The sequence below is a fragment of the Kurthia sibirica genome, from assembly GCF_003143975.1.
In the GTDB taxonomy this organism is placed as follows: domain Bacteria; phylum Bacillota; class Bacilli; order Bacillales_A; family Planococcaceae; genus Kurthia; species Kurthia sibirica.
This window is the reverse complement of the sequence record NZ_QFVR01000001.1, coordinates 58,723-75,965: the sequence shown is the minus strand read 5'-3', so window position 1 is coordinate 75,965 and position 17,243 is coordinate 58,723. Positions and strand designations below refer to the sequence as shown.

General features: G+C 36.2%; 17 protein-coding genes. 4 read left to right on the top strand and 13 right to left on the bottom strand.

Features of this window, described 5'->3' with window-relative positions; all coding sequences use genetic code 11:
• Nucleotides 1–10: 10 nt before the first annotated feature.
• Nucleotides 11–214 carry a YlaI family protein gene (locus DEX24_RS00365; protein WP_109304409.1) on the top strand — a complete coding sequence of 68 codons (204 nt, stop codon included), beginning with the start codon at nt 11–13 and terminating at the stop codon, nt 212–214.
• 385 nt (nt 215–599) lie between these two features.
• Here the strand turns inward: DEX24_RS00365 and DEX24_RS00360 are convergent, their stop codons facing one another.
• Nucleotides 600–1,001, bottom strand: coding sequence for a YlaH-like family protein (locus tag DEX24_RS00360; RefSeq protein WP_246131339.1), 402 nt, complete (start codon nt 999–1,001; stop codon nt 600–602).
• A 35-nt stretch (nt 1,002–1,036) separates the two neighbouring features.
• A complete protein-coding gene (gene typA / locus DEX24_RS00355) occupies nt 1,037–2,878 on the bottom strand; it encodes a translational GTPase TypA (protein ID WP_109304408.1) in 1,842 nt (613 codons plus the stop codon).
• Nucleotides 2,879–3,065: 187 nt separating this feature from the next.
• Here typA and DEX24_RS00350 point away from each other — a divergent pair, with 187 nt between their 5' ends.
• Nucleotides 3,066–3,251 carry a DUF5325 family protein gene (locus DEX24_RS00350; RefSeq protein WP_109304407.1) on the top strand — a complete coding sequence of 62 codons (186 nt, stop codon included), beginning with the start codon at nt 3,066–3,068 and terminating at the stop codon, nt 3,249–3,251.
• Between the two features lie 607 nt (nt 3,252–3,858).
• Here the strand turns inward: DEX24_RS00350 and DEX24_RS17750 are convergent.
• The 3 genes from DEX24_RS17750 to DEX24_RS00330 form a co-directional block, all read right to left on the bottom strand.
• Nucleotides 3,859–4,053 carry a transposase gene (locus tag DEX24_RS17750; RefSeq protein WP_109304405.1) on the bottom strand — a complete coding sequence of 65 codons (195 nt, stop codon included), beginning with the start codon at nt 4,051–4,053 and terminating at the stop codon, nt 3,859–3,861.
• 158 nt (nt 4,054–4,211) lie between these two features.
• On the bottom strand, nt 4,212–5,009 hold the full coding sequence (locus tag DEX24_RS00335) for an inositol monophosphatase family protein (protein WP_109304404.1): 798 nt from the start codon (nt 5,007–5,009) through the stop codon (nt 4,212–4,214).
• A 101-nt stretch (nt 5,010–5,110) separates the two neighbouring features.
• Nucleotides 5,111–5,308, bottom strand: a complete 198-nt coding sequence (locus tag DEX24_RS00330; RefSeq protein ID WP_109304403.1) for a hypothetical protein — start codon at nt 5,306–5,308, stop codon at nt 5,111–5,113.
• A gap of 152 nt (nt 5,309–5,460) precedes the next feature.
• Here DEX24_RS00330 and DEX24_RS00325 point away from each other — a divergent pair, with 152 nt between their 5' ends.
• Entirely contained in the window at nt 5,461–6,114 is a 654-nt protein-coding gene (locus tag DEX24_RS00325; protein ID WP_109304402.1) for a YktB family protein, read from the top strand.
• A 195-nt stretch (nt 6,115–6,309) separates the two neighbouring features.
• Here the strand turns inward: DEX24_RS00325 and DEX24_RS00320 are convergent, their stop codons facing one another.
• The 4 genes from DEX24_RS00320 to DEX24_RS00305 all read right to left on the bottom strand — a co-directional run bounded on the left by DEX24_RS00320 (nt 6,310) and on the right by DEX24_RS00305 (nt 11,192).
• Nucleotides 6,310–6,606 (bottom strand): UPF0223 family protein, encoded by a 297-nt coding sequence (locus DEX24_RS00320; RefSeq protein ID WP_109304401.1) that lies wholly within the window; start codon nt 6,604–6,606, stop codon nt 6,310–6,312.
• Nucleotides 6,607–6,681: 75 nt separating this feature from the next.
• Complete coding sequence (locus DEX24_RS00315) at nt 6,682–7,362, bottom strand: LrgB family protein (protein ID WP_109304400.1); 681 nt, start codon at nt 7,360–7,362, stop codon at nt 6,682–6,684.
• On the bottom strand, nt 7,346–7,753 hold the full coding sequence (locus tag DEX24_RS00310) for a CidA/LrgA family protein (protein ID WP_246131340.1): 408 nt from the start codon (nt 7,751–7,753) through the stop codon (nt 7,346–7,348). The genes DEX24_RS00315 and DEX24_RS00310 overlap by 17 nt, the downstream gene beginning before the upstream one ends.
• Before the next feature lie 328 nt (nt 7,754–8,081).
• Nucleotides 8,082–11,192, bottom strand: a complete 3,111-nt coding sequence (locus tag DEX24_RS00305; protein ID WP_109304399.1) for an efflux RND transporter permease subunit — start codon at nt 11,190–11,192, stop codon at nt 8,082–8,084.
• Nucleotides 11,193–11,337: 145 nt separating this feature from the next.
• Here DEX24_RS00305 and DEX24_RS00300 point away from each other — a divergent pair, with 145 nt between their 5' ends.
• Nucleotides 11,338–12,186: a TetR/AcrR family transcriptional regulator gene (locus DEX24_RS00300; protein WP_170112797.1), complete on the top strand. Its 849-nt coding sequence runs from the start codon at nt 11,338–11,340 to the stop codon at nt 12,184–12,186.
• 67 nt (nt 12,187–12,253) lie between these two features.
• Here DEX24_RS00300 and DEX24_RS00295 read toward each other — a convergent pair whose 3' ends face one another.
• The 4 genes from DEX24_RS00295 to DEX24_RS00275 all read right to left on the bottom strand — a co-directional run bounded on the left by DEX24_RS00295 (nt 12,254) and on the right by DEX24_RS00275 (nt 17,242).
• Nucleotides 12,254–13,042 carry an SDR family NAD(P)-dependent oxidoreductase gene (locus DEX24_RS00295; RefSeq protein ID WP_109304397.1) on the bottom strand — a complete coding sequence of 263 codons (789 nt, stop codon included), beginning with the start codon at nt 13,040–13,042 and terminating at the stop codon, nt 12,254–12,256.
• Between the two features lie 422 nt (nt 13,043–13,464).
• A complete protein-coding gene (gene lpdA / locus DEX24_RS00285) occupies nt 13,465–14,880 on the bottom strand; it encodes a dihydrolipoyl dehydrogenase (RefSeq protein ID WP_109304395.1) in 1,416 nt (471 codons plus the stop codon).
• A 4-nt stretch (nt 14,881–14,884) separates the two neighbouring features.
• Nucleotides 14,885–16,231 carry a dihydrolipoamide acetyltransferase family protein gene (locus tag DEX24_RS00280; protein ID WP_109304394.1) on the bottom strand — a complete coding sequence of 449 codons (1,347 nt, stop codon included), beginning with the start codon at nt 16,229–16,231 and terminating at the stop codon, nt 14,885–14,887.
• Nucleotides 16,232–16,264: 33 nt separating this feature from the next.
• Nucleotides 16,265–17,242 (bottom strand): alpha-ketoacid dehydrogenase subunit beta, encoded by a 978-nt coding sequence (locus DEX24_RS00275; RefSeq protein ID WP_109304393.1) that lies wholly within the window; start codon nt 17,240–17,242, stop codon nt 16,265–16,267.
• Nucleotide 17,243 lies beyond the last annotated feature (1 nt).

Genomic DNA, 17,243 nt, shown 5'->3' with positions numbered 1-17,243 from the left:
AGGATCCATTATGAAAGTAAAATGTGTCATCTGTGATGGTATTAACGATATCGCTGACTTCTCTGCTCTAGCAAAAAAATTAAGAAATCGCCCCATTCATACCTATATGTGTGAAGAATGTTCCGATCGCATTTTAATTAAAACAGAAGCTCGCCTTTCTACCGGACAGTTCCATTTTATTAAAGGTCCTATTAACGAAGAAAAAGAGTTTTAAAAATTGAACAACTTTATTTGAACTATTACAAAACCCGTATGATTTTAAAAATCACACGGGTTTTTCATTTTATTCAAAGTTTAGATACTAAATAATGAATCAATCTAATAAGATAAATGACAAAAATATACACGATAATCATCTAAATAGCTTTCTAGCCATTAGAGAGCTTTCTAATGGTCGATTAATATTATTAAAGATACCAATAAAGAAAGTTAATTAAAATGCGTTGAGGCATCTTTAAAAGACGATTAATGACAAGATAAATTCACTTGGTCAATCGCAGAACAAATTGATTAATTTATCGCCTAATTCTTTTGTCATATGCTTTATTATAATAAAAAATCGTCCACTTGATTGACATGCAATCAAATGGACGATTTTTTTATGCTTTATTTTCAGCTTGTTGTTTATCACGCTTGAGACGTAATTTATACACAAGTAAAAATAAGACGGTGATCACGAGAACTTCAACCATTGGTAGGAAGAAAGATAAAAAGGTAAGAATGATACAACCTAAGAACAAGAAAATATAAATGATAATATTCTGCCATAACTTGAGATTACTTCTTGCAAACCCTAAATGATAGACGATTGCTGACAAGACAAAAATGATACCTAGCAATATGTAACCAGCAGAGTCATAACTCGGCGCAGCATCGTATAAATAACGAACTATGCCGGAAAGACTCTCCTTGGCTTTTTCATCTGACATCACATACGTACTATCAGAGGGGGCTGCAGCAACTTGCATAAAATTCAGTTCAAATAAACCGGATTTAAACAATGCCAACCTTCCTCTCGTCAAACGCTAATTAATGATTATTCAGCGCTCTTAGATTTTTTTTGAGATTTTTCACGTTCGTTTTTGTTAAGGATTTGTTTACGTAAACGAATTGACTCTGGCGTAATTTCTAAATACTCATCATCAGCCAAGAATTCTAAAGCTTCTTCAAGCGTTAAAATACGTGGTGTTTTGATTACGTTAGTTTGGTCTTTATTTGCAGAACGAACGTTTGTTTTTTGTTTCATTTTAGTAATGTTTACAGTGATATCAGCATCACGTGTATTTTGACCAACAATCATACCTTCGTAAATTTCAGTACCTGGCTCTAAGAATAGAGTACCACGGTCTTCAATTTGCATCATACCGTAAGTTGAAGCTTTACCAGTTTCCATAGAAACTAGCGCACCGTTACGACGTCCGCCAACTTTACCAGTAACTGCTGGTTTGTAGCAATCGAATGTATGGTTGATAATACCAAAACCTTTTGTAAGAGACATGAATTCAGTTGTGTAACCGATTAATCCACGAGCTGGTACTAGGAATACAAGGCGAACTTGTCCATTACCATCGTTGATCATATCAAGCATTTCACCTTTACGATCTCCTAATGATTCGATGATTGAACCGACACAATCTTCTGGTACATCAATTTGTACGCGTTCGATTGGTTCAGATTTAACACCATCGATATCACGGATGATAACTTTTGGTTTAGATACTTGTAATTCATATCCTTCACGACGCATGTTTTCAACAAGGATCGATAGGTGAAGTTCACCACGACCTGAAACAGTCCATGCATCTGGAGAATCAGTGTTTTCTACACGTAGTGATACGTCAGTTTGTAATTGTGAGCGTAAACGTTCATCAATTTTTCTTGAAGTAATCCATTTACCTTCGCGACCTGCGAATGGTGAGTTATTTACTAAGAAAGTCATTTGTAAAGTTGGTTCATCAATACGCATTGGAGGTAATGGATCTAAGTGGTCTGATGGACAAACTGTTTCACCCACGTTGATTTCTTCCATACCTGAAACTGCGATTAAATCACCTGAGTAAGCTTCTTCAATTTCTTGGCGTTTAAGACCAAAGAAACCAAAGATTTTAGTTACACGGAAGTTTTTAACAGTTCCATCTAATTTAGCTAATGATACTTGTTGTCCTACAGCGATTGTACCACGGAATACGCGGCCAATACCGATACGACCAACGAAATCATTGTAGTCTAAAAGAGCTACTTGGAATTGTAATGGTTCATCGCGAGTATCTTTTGGTGCTGGGATATGAGAGATGATTTCTTTGAATAAGCAAGTCATATCTGGTTCTTGTTTAGCAGGGTCAGCATCTAATGAAGCAGTACCATTAACACCAGAAGCAAATACTACTGGGAATTCAAGTTGATCTTCGTCAGCACCTAATTCGATAAGTAAATCAACAACTTCGTCAACAACTTCTGTTGGACGAGCTGAATCTTTATCGACTTTGTTTACTACTACGATTGGTGTTAAACCTTGTTCCAATGCTTTTTTAAGCACGAAACGTGTTTGAGGCATACAACCTTCATACGCATCAACTACAAGTAAAACGCCATCTACCATTTTAAGGATACGTTCTACTTCACCACCGAAATCGGCATGTCCAGGCGTATCTAAAATGTTAATTCTTGTATCTTCGTATTGTACCGCTGTATTTTTAGCAAGAATTGTAATACCGCGTTCGCGTTCGATGTCATTTGAATCCATTGCACGTTCTTCAACGTGTTCATTCGAACGGAAAGTACCTGATTGTTTTAATAATTGGTCAACCAAAGTAGTTTTACCATGATCGACGTGGGCAATAATTGCAATATTTCTAAGATCTTCACGTAATTTAGTCATTGTTCCACTCCACATTCTTTATTTCGAGTCCATAACTGTGTTATTATAGCACAGAAAGCAGAAAAATGTAATATTTTCTAACTCGTTTATAGCTTTTTTATTATTTTGCAAGCAAAACCCTTGCGAAAAAATGAAATTCGCATAACATATAGAGAGTGATATCACCACTAATGGAGGTTTTATTTTTATGAATCAAGCAAAGCTAGTTATGGCGATTTTAGCATTAGCAGGAATTCTTGCCATGTTTTCAATCGGTATCGCTATTGCAGCAGGTAGTGTTTTAGGGATTTTAGGTGGAATTGTATTAGTAATAGCCATCTTCGGTACTGGATTTACACTTAAACGCAAATTCAGAGATCGAGGGCTTCTATAAACTCTCGATAAAAAGATTGCTCATTCATTTGAATGAAGCAATTTTTTTATCGCAAAATCCATAAATTACACTGTTCAACTACACGACCAATTACTAAAATACTACTTTTTTCATTTCTTGCACAAAATTTATAGTATCATTGATTACGTTTTCAACACAATAACTAACGCTTATTTTTATTTTTGCTCTATTTGAAAATTCAGTGATAGCAAGTGTTTCGAGTGAAAAAAACTTATTATTTTTTTTTGTGTTTAAATAGAAAATAGCATTTCTCAAAGCGTAAAACACGAAAAAAATTACTATTTCACTTTTTCTATTACGGAATATCCCATTATACATGAACACAAAAACCGACTATATAGTCTCTCTTAACAAATCACATCGTACTATGTATAGTCTACCCTCTATTTTTATATTTAAAAATAGCCAAGATCAATACTGAAGTGCATCCGATTGGATCTTCAAATTCAATACTAGATAATATATAGTACAGCTCACCTCTTTTTGTACCTATTCCTCCTCATTTGATGACGACGAGTAAATTTGGTGAAGCTGTGTTTTTTTAATGGTTCTACGTCAACTATTGAGGTGGGGTGAGTTGGATTTTTCACATCACCTCACTTTTTCTATTTGTTCGTTTCGGACGAATGCTTTCCGGTAAGCGTCTACATCCAAATGCATTACGTTTTAAAACCTTTGTTTTATGATGAATACCTTCTAAAAAGCTATTTAAAATCTCTACTTGCCCCTTTTTAAGCGTATGAATCGATGACGTTGTACTTTTTTGCATTACATACCACAAGCTCGCGTCTCTTGTGGAATCAGTTGAAACGAGGCCCACGGAAAACGTTGAACAGAGGTTATATTGTTTGAAAATCTCAACAAATAGTGTAGAAGCTTTTTAATTCGACCTGTCTACAATGAAAAATGACCTCGATTGTTAATCGAGGTCAACTATTTTTAGTCATATAATTCAATATAATCATCGAGGATTTCCTGTTGAATACTTTTATTCGCAATGATAAATGTATCTTGTGTTAGCAAATTAATCGGCTGCCCTTTTAATGTGGTAAAACATGCGCCCACTTCTTTAGCAATAATTGCACTTGCTGCAATATCCCATGGCGACAAACGCATGGACATATAAGCATCTAAACGCCCCGTAGCAACAAGCATCGCTTCAATTGTTGCTGAACCATATGAGCGTGTACCTCTTACTTTACGTACTAATTGCCCGGTTTTTTTATAATTAATGCGTTTATTTTCGACAACCCATGAAGCGTTGATTCCAATGATTGCTTCATCTAATGGTAGATTTTCTAGAGGAGAAAGTCGCTCGTCATTGACGTATGCTCCTTGTCCCTCAATCGCATAGTAAAGTTCATCACGAACAACATCATATATGTAGCCTAGCTTGCCAATACCATTTTCATAAATACCAATTGAAATAGTAAAATTTCGTTGTTGACGAATAAAGTTCATCGTACCATCAATCGGATCGACAATCCATACAATGCCGTCTAAATTTTCAAAGGTTTCAGCACTCATACCCTCCTCACCGAAAATGCGATGACTCGAATCAAATTGACGGATTTTTTCGATGATAAATTGCTCAGTTTCCTTATCAATATTCGTCACAAGGTCATTGACATCGGCTTTTGTTTCGATTTGCATTGTCTGCTGAAATGACGCACGAATCTTGCTTGCCGCTTGCTGAATAATATCTCGGGTATAATTGTGAAGCGATATGATATCCAAATGGTTCTCCTCCTATCCATACATCCTGTCTATATTATAACAAAAAAACACTCGCCTCTCGTAAGATTAGCAAGTGTTAAGGTGATTTTTTTTTCTGATAATTAAGAAAATACATGAAATGCCTCCAATTCCACATGAATTTCCTCTAGTCTTTTTTTACTCGAATCTATTTGTCGTTGATCGTTGCTAGTTAATGCATCAAACAATGTTGATAACTCATAATCCAGTTCAAATTGTAGCCCCTTAATATACTGTTTCTCAAATTCAACTTTACGAATAATATGAACAACTTGTTTCATCACGATCATCTCCTCTACTAGAGTGCAAAAAAGGGATTTTGCTCCATCCTCATATCATTTAAATGAAATAAGTCGCTCAATCCTTCATACAAGATTTTTTCCCATTTTTCGTCTATGATAAACATATAAATATTTATTGGAGGATTTAATAAATGACTGAATTAGTATGGACAAATAATGATTTCGATGTTTTCACTATTGATGGACTTGAGCCAAGAATGAGCGCCTTAATTACACAAGTACGACCAAAATTTGAGGAACTAGGCGGTATCTTTGCTGCTTACTTCTCTGCTCAATTAGGTGAAGAATTTTTCCCACATGTTGCTAAACATGCACGAAGAAAAACAAACCCACCAAATGATAGTTGGGTTGCCTTCGCTCCTTATAAACGTGGTTATAAAGCGATGCCGCATTTTCAAATTGGTCTCTTTGAATCTCATTTATTTATTAATCTTGCCGTTATTTACGAAGCACCCAATAAAGTAAATATCGCCAAGACTCTACTAAATAATAGAGATAGTTTCGAAAAATTACCTGATTCATTTTATATTTCAGGTGATCATATGTCTCCAAAATCACAATCAATTACAACTTCATTAGAAGATGGCACTGCAGAAAAATTGCTTGCACGTTTCAGAGATGTAAAAAAAGGTGAGATTATTGTCGGTCTCGAAATCCCGCGTGATGAAGCAATTACATTAAAAAGTAAAGAGCTTCTACAAACAATTGAAACGACCTTTGATCAGCTATTGCCTATTTACAAATTAATGGTGGGCGCACCAAAAGAAGCACCTACCTATGCATAATAAAATGAGTATAAAACAAAAGCACAACTAAAATCCTGCGTTTCTGCATATAAAGAAAGTCAGATCACCACTCGAGTTGGACATCAAACTGTCCTTCATAGCAACACATAAGAAAAAATCATACAAAAAGGAGATTGCCTACGCAATCTCCTTTTTGTATGACCGAGACATTCTTTTGTGCCGCTCTTATTTTTATTATTTTTTATTTTTACGTTTTGGTATTTCAGCCTTTATAATACAACCCGCTTTGCCATTTTTAGCATCGCGAATTACCGGAAAGCTTACATAACCACTCGCTTCTTCAAATTCGTTGAAATAAGTTTTTTCTTCTGATTTCGCAGGTACAATTTGGTTGAAACGTCTATACTTTTCTAGCACATCTTCACGTTTTACTCCGCTCTCATATGCTTTTTCAATCATTTGAAAAAATGCTATTACATCTACTATTTCATCAGTTGACCACTCAACTGAAAATGGGTATGAATATTCCATCAAATTACCGCCTTTTCTTTTGCTGTTATCATTTTAAGCAATGCGGCTCTTTAATGCAAATTTCCCAGGAAATAATTAAAATAAAAGCAGTAGTACAAGTGGACATAAAAAGGACCCTAAAATAGCACTTAACGTCATCGCTACCGAACCAATAGATAAAGTGAGCTCTCCGTATTCAATTAACTTGCTAACACCTATACCATGGGCTGTTGCCCCCATAGATAACCCACGACTAATCGGTGAGTCAATTTTTAGTATATTGAACAGGACAGGTCCTCCAATTGCACCCGCAATCCCCGCAATAATGACAAAAAGAACCGTCATTTGTGGTAAACCACCAATCGATTCACTAATTTGGAGAGCAACTGGTGACGTAATTGATTTTGGTAAAAAAGACTTTATAATACCATCATCTAATTGGAAAATCAGGGCTAACGTGATAATACTGATCATGCCAGCAACCATCGCAATGCAAATACTCGCTAAAATTGTTTTTTTATATTTCATTATGACATCCCATTGTGTATAAAGTGGGTAAGCCATTGCTACTATAGCAGGGCTTAAAAAAAAGTTTATAATTCTTCCTCCCTGCATATAATTATCATAAGAAATATCAAATAGGCTTAACAAGACAAGTAAAACGATGGTAGCCGTTAATATAGGGAATAAAAAAGAGATACCTGAACGCTTATATAACCAAGTCATGATATAAAAAATAATAATGGTTAACAATGTATAACTAATGGTGGCTAACATCGTGATCAACTCCTCTATCCGCTGCTTCTTTACGTTCTATTTTCTGAGCAAGCTTTGCTGTCAACCCAAGCGTAAACAATGTACTAATTATTGTAATGCATAACAAGATTACACCATAGGGAGATAGGAGTTCAGGATAGTCAATGACACCCACCGTTGCAGGTATTAATAATAATGTTAAGAGCGGCAATAAAAAACCCGCACCTTTAGCAACCAACTGCAATGGGATCAATTTAAAGTGTAACATCGCTAACAAGAGTAACAGACCAATAATACTCCCAGGAAGTGGAATATGTAGTTGCTTTACTATGAAGTTACCCACTAATGAAATACAATAGAGTAATAAAATTTGCACACTGATGACGATTATTTTCAGCAAATAGTTCAGCATAATTATCTCTCCTATAAAGTTTTTCATATTGTACACTTTTTGGATAAATATGTCTATTTCGGTATAATAAAAGAAGTGATACTCTGGAAAAATAATAATTGGATCTGTAGAGGTTGTAGCATTCAACCCAGTATTTTTTACGTAAATAAAGGTTTACTAGCCGCTTCTAACTTCAACGTTTCTAACAATCCAGACAGTCAAATAATTCATATTTAGGACTCCACTTATTTAATAAAAGGCATAAAAAAATGAGAAATCGCTTTTTATGCGATTTCTCATTTTAGTGTGACTCGTTAAAAAGACAATAAATTGAATGTTGCCTTCATTTCTAATTCTCTTTGTCTTCGTGAGCACGATCTTTTTTCAATAGTTTTGAAAGGAATTCATAAACAAGAGGTACGATGATTAACGTTAAAGCAGTTGAACTGATTAAACCACCGATTACTGTTATACCAAGACCTTTCGAAATTAAGCCACTACCTTCAGCACCAATTGCTAATGGGATCAATGCGCCAATTGTTGCAATGGCCGTCATTAAAATTGGACGTAAACGTGTTGCACCTGCATCTAAAATGGCTTCACGCATCGATAGCCCATCATGTTCGCGATGGATAATACGATCGACAAGAACAATGGCGTTTGTTACGACAATCCCTATGAGCATGAGAAGTCCTATCATGGACGATACGGAAATCGTTTCTCCTGCAATCCACAGACCCACAAGTGCACCGATTACTGTGAATGGTAATGAGAATAAGATAGAGAATGGTGCTAATCCTTCACCAAATGTTACAACTAGTGTGAAGTATACGATAGCGATTGCCGCTAACATAGCTAACCCTAGTTTTGTGAATGAATCTTTGATGTCATCTGTAACGCCACCTGAATTCACATCAACATTATTCGGTAATTTGATTTTATCAATTTTATTTTGCACTGCTGATGATGCTTCTGTTACATCTTTTGTTGTAATTGTTGCAGAAACAGTTGCGTAATACTTACTAGCACTACGACTAACGGTAGCCAATGTTTTACCTTCTTTAACCGTAACTACTTCTTGTAATTTGATTTCTTTACCAACCGGCGTTTTAATTTTTTGTTCAAGCACTTTATCAAATGTATCTGGTGATTTAACATCTGAATGTACTTCAACATTAATTTCTTTGCCATCATTCATAACGGTTGTTAAGACAGTCGCAGGAACATTCGGGTTGATCATCATCGCAATTTGCGCTGTTGATAAGCCGTATTGTTGCGCTTTTTCACGATTTACTTCTAATGTTTTTTGGTCATATTCTTCTGAGAGAGAAGATTTAACATCTTTTAACTCTTTGCTATCATTTAAGACAGTCTCAATTTTAGCAACAACTGGACGAATATCATCAATGCTATTCCCATAAACTGAATAGGTTAATTCATTGCTTGACATACCGCCTGAGAAATCTTGCTGTTTCCATTCCCCACGTTGATCTACTGCCATAATTTTTTGTACTAATTTTTCATTTTTCTTCGCAAAATCCTTCGTATCTGGATCATAGATTAAATACATTAATGCGCCGTTTGAAGCACCAGGATTCATCGGGTTATTACCACCTATTGATACTTGAACCGTATCAACATCCTTCACTTCGCTGACCATATTTTCTACTTTTTCAACATCTTTAATCACTTGATCACGTGTTTGACCAGGTTCTGGTGTATACGTTAAGTACGCCATTTTTTGCTCATCGTCCGGTAAGAAGCTAAAACCAACTAGTGGTGCAAGGAATAAACTTGCTACTAAAACGATAATCGACCCTGAGAACGTAATAATTTTATGGTCAAGTACCCAAGTTAATATTTTTTTATAACTATGAGCCATTTTACCATGTTCTTCTTTTTTAACTGTTTTAGCACCATAAATTTGTTTTTTGAACAGCGTATGTGCCAAAGCTGGAACGATTGTAATCGCAATAACTAATGAAGCGATTAAGGCAAATGCCATCGTTAATCCGAACGGTAGGAATAATTCACCGACCATGCCACCAACTAAGCCAATTGGTAAGAATACCGCGACTGTAACAATCGTCGATGATAGAATCGGACGGAACATTTCTAATGTTGCTTCACGTATTAATTCACGACCACGAAGTTTTTCATCCTCCAAATGTATCCGCCTAAAAATATTTTCTACGACGACAATCGAGTCATCAATTACGCGACCTATCGCAACAGTCATAGCGCCCAGTGTCATCATATTCAAAGAAATATCCATATATTTCAAGCCAATTACAGCAATCAATAATGACATTGGAATAGAAATAATCGCAATGATTGTGGATTTGAAGTTACGTAAGAACAGCATAATGATAATGACGGCAAAAATCGCACCGAATAATGCTTTATCAATCATCGTACTCACCGAATCTTTAATCGGTTGACCTTGATCTAATGTTACGTCAATAGCGAGGCCTTTATTATCCTTTTTGAATGTTTCAGACATTTCTTTCACATCATCAACAACATCTACTGTATTGGCATCTTGTGCTTTTATTACTTGTACAGCAATGGCATCTTGACCATTTGTACGCGATACAGATTCAACTTCACCCTTTAATTTTAATGTAGCAATATCACCTAATTTAACAAAGGGTTCTTTCGCAGTAGCAGTAGCAGCAGCAGGATCTGTTGCACTTGGTGTTGCACTTGGTGTTGCACTTTGAATTGGAATTTTTAAATCTTCTAACTTGTTCATCGTTGTCATCTTACCGTTGACTACGACAGCTTGTTCTGATTCAGCAAATTGGAACATACCAAGAGGGATGCGCGTATCCATCGCTTGAATATATTGTTTGACTGTATCTTCTGTTAAACCATTTTCAGCTAATTTCTTTTGATCATATTGTAATTGCACTTTATTAACTTGTTGTCCACTAACAGACACAGATGATACACCGTCTACACCTTCAAGTTTTGGTACAAAATAATCTTCTACTGTTTTCGTTAATTCAGCAATCGATTGTTCCTTATCGGCTACGCTCATGGCAACGATTGGGAAAGCATTAATATTAACGCGATCGATAACAGGTTTTTGTGCAGTTTCTGGTAAAGTGATTTTTTCAATCGCTTCCTTCACATCTTCCTGTGCTGATTTCATATCTGTACCATAATCAAATTCTATTTGTAGGCTAGAAGCATTTTGATAAGAATTTGAATAGACTGATTTAACACCTTTTAAATTTTGAACCGCTTTTTCAAACGGACTCGATACTTTTTCTTCTACTTGCTCTGGACTTGCTCCTACATATGTAGTGCTTAATGTAACGATTGGAACGGAGATATCCGGAATCGTTTCCATTTTCATTTTCAAGCCAGAATAAATACCAGCTGCTGCTAAAATAATTGTTAATAACCATACAGCGAGCTTATTTTTTAAAACAAACTTTATAAAACCTTTCAATACGGCACCACCTTTTGACTTCAAAGTCAGATTTCATTTATAATACAGTTATTAGCATCACCATGAGATGGAATGACCACTAATTCACTATTACCTATCTTAATGACTAGTCGGTCATGTGTCAATTAATAAAGGAGGGGTTTCATTGTCAAAACAACGATTGATCATACAAAAAGCAATTGAATTATTCTCTCAAAAAACAATTGCTAAAACCTCCATACAAGATATTACAGAAGCATGTGGTATTTCGAAGGGCGCATTTTACTTATCTTTTCGTTCTAAAGAAGAATTACTCATCGCTATCGTAGATCAGTTAATACAAGATCAAACCATCGCTTTCCAAAAATTAGCGGATGAAGATAGTTCTCCACGCGATAAACTCAGTAAATTCTGTTCATCTAGCATGCATTTATTCAATGAACAATTTCCATTATTTGAAATGTTGCTTACTGAAAATTTAAAAGATGCGAAGGCAGAGCTACTTCAAAAAGTGGAAATTTTTAATCGTGCAATGAATGATATTATTATCACTTTATTGCAAGACACATACGGTGAAAAACTGCAGCACAACAAATATGATATTCATCTTTGTTTAAAGGGCCTAATTCACAGTTATACAGATTTCACGATTCATCATCGTAAACACTATGATTTTAAAAAAATCGCTGAACTTATTTTACACTATATCGATGTATTAGTTGAGCATCAATTCGAACCCTTTGTGGAAGAAGAGCAATTTTTAGAAAATTCCTCCATGTGCAATAAACAATTATCAATTCGCCAATTAATTATGGAGGAATTGACACGAGTGAAAACACTATATGATAAAAACTCATTTTTTGGCCAATCTATTCATCTATTGGAAAATGAGTTTTCACAACCAATACCTAGCGCAGTACTACTAAATGGTATGGCAGCCAACATTCAACATGACAAAGAATTACAATGGCTTTCAACACTTGTGAAACAATTTTCGCCACTTCCCCATTTGTAACCTTAAAATAAGGGCATATTCACATGAAATCGATTGCTGATTTCAAAGAGTATGCCTTTTGTCGTTATTATACGACTGGTGATGTACCGCCATCAATATTTAATGCTGTACCACTAATATATGACGCTGCTTCAGATGCTAAAAATACGATAGCATTTGCTGCTTCACTTGCTTCACCAATTCGCCCAAGTGGTATTGGAATTTGCTCTGCTGCTAGTAGACTATAATCTTCCCATTCCATCAATGCCTGCTCTTTTTTCCACTTACGTTCAATTTGTGTACTACGAATCAAACCTATGCATACTGCATTGACACGAATAGATAATGGACCTAAATCTTTTGACATTGTGTTCGTTAATGCAATGCCTGCTGCGCGACTAACCGAAGTTGGCATTGTTCCTGCAGTGGAAGATTTACCAGAAATAGCTGTCACATTAACAATAGAACCTCCTCCAGTAGCCTCCATATGTGGTACTGCCGCTTCCGAACAATTGATCGCACCAAATAATTTTAAATCTAAATCTTCTGTCCACTGTCTCGTAGATATATCCATGAAGGAGTTCGTTGAAGACATCCCTGCATTGTTGATTAGTATGTCAATACGATTATGTTTTGCGACAGTACTTTTAATCAGCTTTTCACAATCTGCTTTTGATGATACATCAGCAACAATCGCTAGTACCCTTTGTTGTGTTTCTTTTTCAATTTTATTTGCAGCATCTTTTAAGGCATCTTCATGTCTACCACAAATAACAACATTCGCTCCTTCAATAACCAGTTGTAAAGCGACAGCAAAACCGATTCCACGTGACCCTCCTGTGACAATAGCCGTTTTACCTAGCAATCCTAAATTCATTAATATAATCCTCCTTATCATCGCCCAAATTTAAATGATGCACGATGAAATATTTGATGCAGTTAGTGAATAAACAGATCATTCCTACAAAACTTATTATACCCATAATAGGTATAATTAGGGTAGTTTGTTGAATTCGCTTCTTCATAACACCTTTTCGCAAAAAGAACCCCCTGCCTATTTTAAATGCGATAAAGTTACCTAGCATGCCATTACATGATTAAACAATAGATGTATGATGTAAATACTCATCTCGTTAAAAAAGCGTATATTCATAGTGCATAGCCCTTTTAAGGGTATTAGAAACTATGGTTCCTCACTTAGTTAGTGTATCTATTTCCTGTAATATCATTCTTATTTCCTTTTTTAGACAATAAAAAACCCTCGAGCTACAATTTAGCTCAAGGGTTTTTGTCTGTAACTTATTTTTTTGTAACCATATGAATCGGATGGCCAAGAGCAACTTCTGCTGCTTCCATAACAATCTCGCCTAAAGTTGGATGCGCATGGATCGTCATAGCAACATCTTCTAAAGTCATACCTGTTTCAACAGCTAATGCGATTTCAGCGATCATATCTGATGCGCCAACACCTACGATTTGTCCACCAAGAACTAAACCATCTTCTTTACGGCCTACAAGTTTAACAAAACCTTCTGTTTCATTAAGAGCTAATGCACGACCGTTTGCACCAAATGCAAATTTACCAACGATTACATCGTAGCCATTTTCTTTAGCTTCCGCTTCAGAATAACCAACAGATGCCATTTCAGGATCTGTGAAGCATACTGCAGGAATTGCAAGATAATCAACGATTGATTTTTCTCCTGCGATTGCTTCAGCTGCTACTTTACCTTCGTATGAAGCTTTGTGTGCTAATTGTAATCCAGCAACTACATCACCAATTGCATAGATATTTGATACATTTGTACGGCACTGTTTGTCCACTTTAATTAAACCGCGTTCTGCAAATTCAATTCCAGCTTCTTCAAGTCCCATATCATCTGTATTAGGACGACGACCAACTGTTACTAAAACGTAATCCGCTTCAACAGTTTTTGTTTCGCCTTTTACAGAGTAAGAAACAGTTACGCCCGTTTCAGTTTCTTCAACACCTTGTGCTAAAGCTTCCACTTCAATCGTAACGCCTTTTTTCTTCAGACCTTTTTTAACAATAGCAGTCATTTGTTTTTCGAAACCAGCAAGAATATCCTTACCACCTTCAAGAATTGTAACTTCAGCACCTAAGTTAGCATAAGCAGAACCTAGCTCAGTACCGATGTAACCACCACCGATAACAACTAGTTTATTAGGGACTTCTTGTAAGTTAAGAGCGCCAGTAGAATTGATTACACGTTTCGTGAATTTGAAAGTTGGAATCTCAACTGGACGAGAACCTGTAGCAATAATTAAGTTTTTGAAAGAATATTTTTGAGATCCAGATTCTGTAGCAACTGTAAGTGTATTTGCATCATTTAAATATGCATCACCCATTACAACTTCAACATTATTGCCTTTTAATAAACCAGCAACGCCGCCTGTAAGTTTTTTTACTACACTATCTTTGAATGCTTGTGCTTTAGCAAAATCAAGTGTTACTTCTTTTGCTACAATACCCATATCATCAGAATGTTTAGCGTTTTCAAAACGGTGACCAACTGAGATCAACGCTTTTGAAGGAATACAACCCACGTTTAAACAAACGCCGCCTACATATTCTTTTTCAATTACAGTTACTTTTTGTCCTAGTTGTGCAGCGCGAATTGCAGCCACATATCCTCCGGGACCTGATCCAATTACAATTGTTTCTGTTTCGATTGGGAAATCTCCTACTACCATAGTATTACGCCTCCATTAATAATAATTCCGGCTCACTTAACAAACGTTTTAAATGATTCATCGCGTTTTGTGCAGTGGCTCCATCGATCATTCTATGATCAAAGCTCAATGATAATGCTAACACAGGTGCGCCTACAATTTCACCATTTTTTATTACAGGTTTCTCTGCAATACGTCCGATTCCAAGGATTGCGACCTCAGGATGGTTGATTACAGGTGTAAACCATTGCCCACCAGCTGAGCCAATATTCGAAATTGAGCATGATGCACCTTGCATTTCACTTGGTGCAAGTTTACCATCTCTCGCTTTTTCTGCAAGTGAATTGATTTCATCAGATACTGCAAAAACTGATTTACGATCGGCATGTTTGATAACAGGAACTAGTAATCCACGTTCTGTATCAGCTGCAATCCCGATATTATAATAGTGTTTTTGAATAATTTCTTGTGTCGCATCGTCCAATGAGCGATTGAATTCTGGGAATTTACGTAATGTACTCACTAGCGCTTTCACAACATACGGAAGATATGTTAATTTAATACCATCTGCTGCTGCAATATCTTTGAATTTTTTACGGTGAGCGACAAGGTTCGTAACGTCCACTTCATCCATCAACGTAACATGAGGAGCTGTCTGTTTAGAATGAACCATCGCTTTAGCAATCATGCGACGCATTGCTGACATTTTCTCACGTGTTTCTGGAAATTCACCTTCAAGATTAACAGATGGTGTAGGTGCTGATGATGCAGTGGATACTTCCACTGTTTCTTCAACTGTGCTTTCAGAAGATACAGATGAAGACTGATTACCATTTTTGAAGTTTTCAATATCAACTTTTAATATGCGACCATTTTTACCCGTACCCGCTACCGCTGAAATATCAACATCTTGTTCACGTGCGAACTTACGAACTGATGGCATTGCAATAATACGCTTCGATTTATCTGAAAGTTCAACAACATCAGTATTATTAGACGATTTCGATTCTTCTTTTACCGATGAATCTTCTTTTACTTCTTCTTTTACTTCTTCTTTTACTTCTTCTTTTACTTCTTCTTTTTCCGGTGCATCATCATCATGATTGCCTCCGTGTAATTGAAGATCTTCGTAACCTGGTGCATCAATTTTTAGTAAAATCGTACCAACTGTCGTTAATGTACCTTCCTCTACTAAAACTTCAAGCACTTTACCTTCCACTGGTGATGGAATTTCAACAACTGCCTTATCATTTTGTACTTCTGCTAATAAGTCATCTTCTTTAATCTCGTCGCCTGCTTTAACGAACCATTTGACGATTTCACCCTCATGGATCCCCTCGCCGATATCTGGTAAACGGAATTCAAATGCCATAAACTTTTCACCCTTCCTTTGTGTTACTATCCCTTAGAATGTTAAAACTTTTTTCGCTGTTGCATAAATATCTTTATGATTAGGAAGCCAAACTGCTTCTGCTTGTGGGTATGGGTAGATTGTATCTGGTGCCGTTACGCGTAAGACTGGCGCTTCCAAACTTAAAATTGCACGTTCTGTAATTTCAGAAACAACATTTGCAGCAATACCTGCTTGTTTTTGTGCTTCTTGTACGACAATAGCACGATTTGTTTTTTCTACCGAAGCAATAATTGTTTCGATATCAAGTGGTTGAACGGTTCTTAAATCGATTACTTCTACTGAGAAATCTTCTTTTTCTAATGTTTCTGCTGCTTTTAATGCCTCATGGACCATTGCGCCATATGCGAAGATTGAAAGATCTTTCCCTTCACGTCTAACTGCCGCCTTACCAAGAGGAATCGTGTATGATTCTTCAGGAACTTCTTCACGGAATGAACGATATAATTTTAAATGCTCTAAGAAAATGACAGGATCATTGTCGCGAATCGATGAGATTAATAATCCTTTAGCATCGTATGGTGTTGAAGGGATGACCACTTTAAGACCTGGTTGTGCAGCCATTAAGCCCTCTAAGCTATCCGAGTGCATTTCAGGTGTATGAACGCCACCACCAAATGGTGAACGGATTGTTACAGGCGCATTCAATGAACCACCTGAACGATATTTCATACGAGCCAGTTGACCAGAAATTGAATCCATTACTTCATAGACAAAACCGAAGAATTGAATTTCAGGTACTGGACGATAACCTTGTAGTGCAAGCCCGATAGCTAAACCACCTATACCTGATTCTGCAAGTGGCGTATCAAATACGCGATCTACACCAAATTCTTTTTGAAGACCTTCAGTAGCACGGAAAACGCCGCCGTTTGCACCGATATCTTCACCGAATAATAGCACGTTCTCGTCATCTTTTAGTTCACATTTTAAAGCATCTGTAATTGCTTGAATCATCGTTAATTGTGCCATT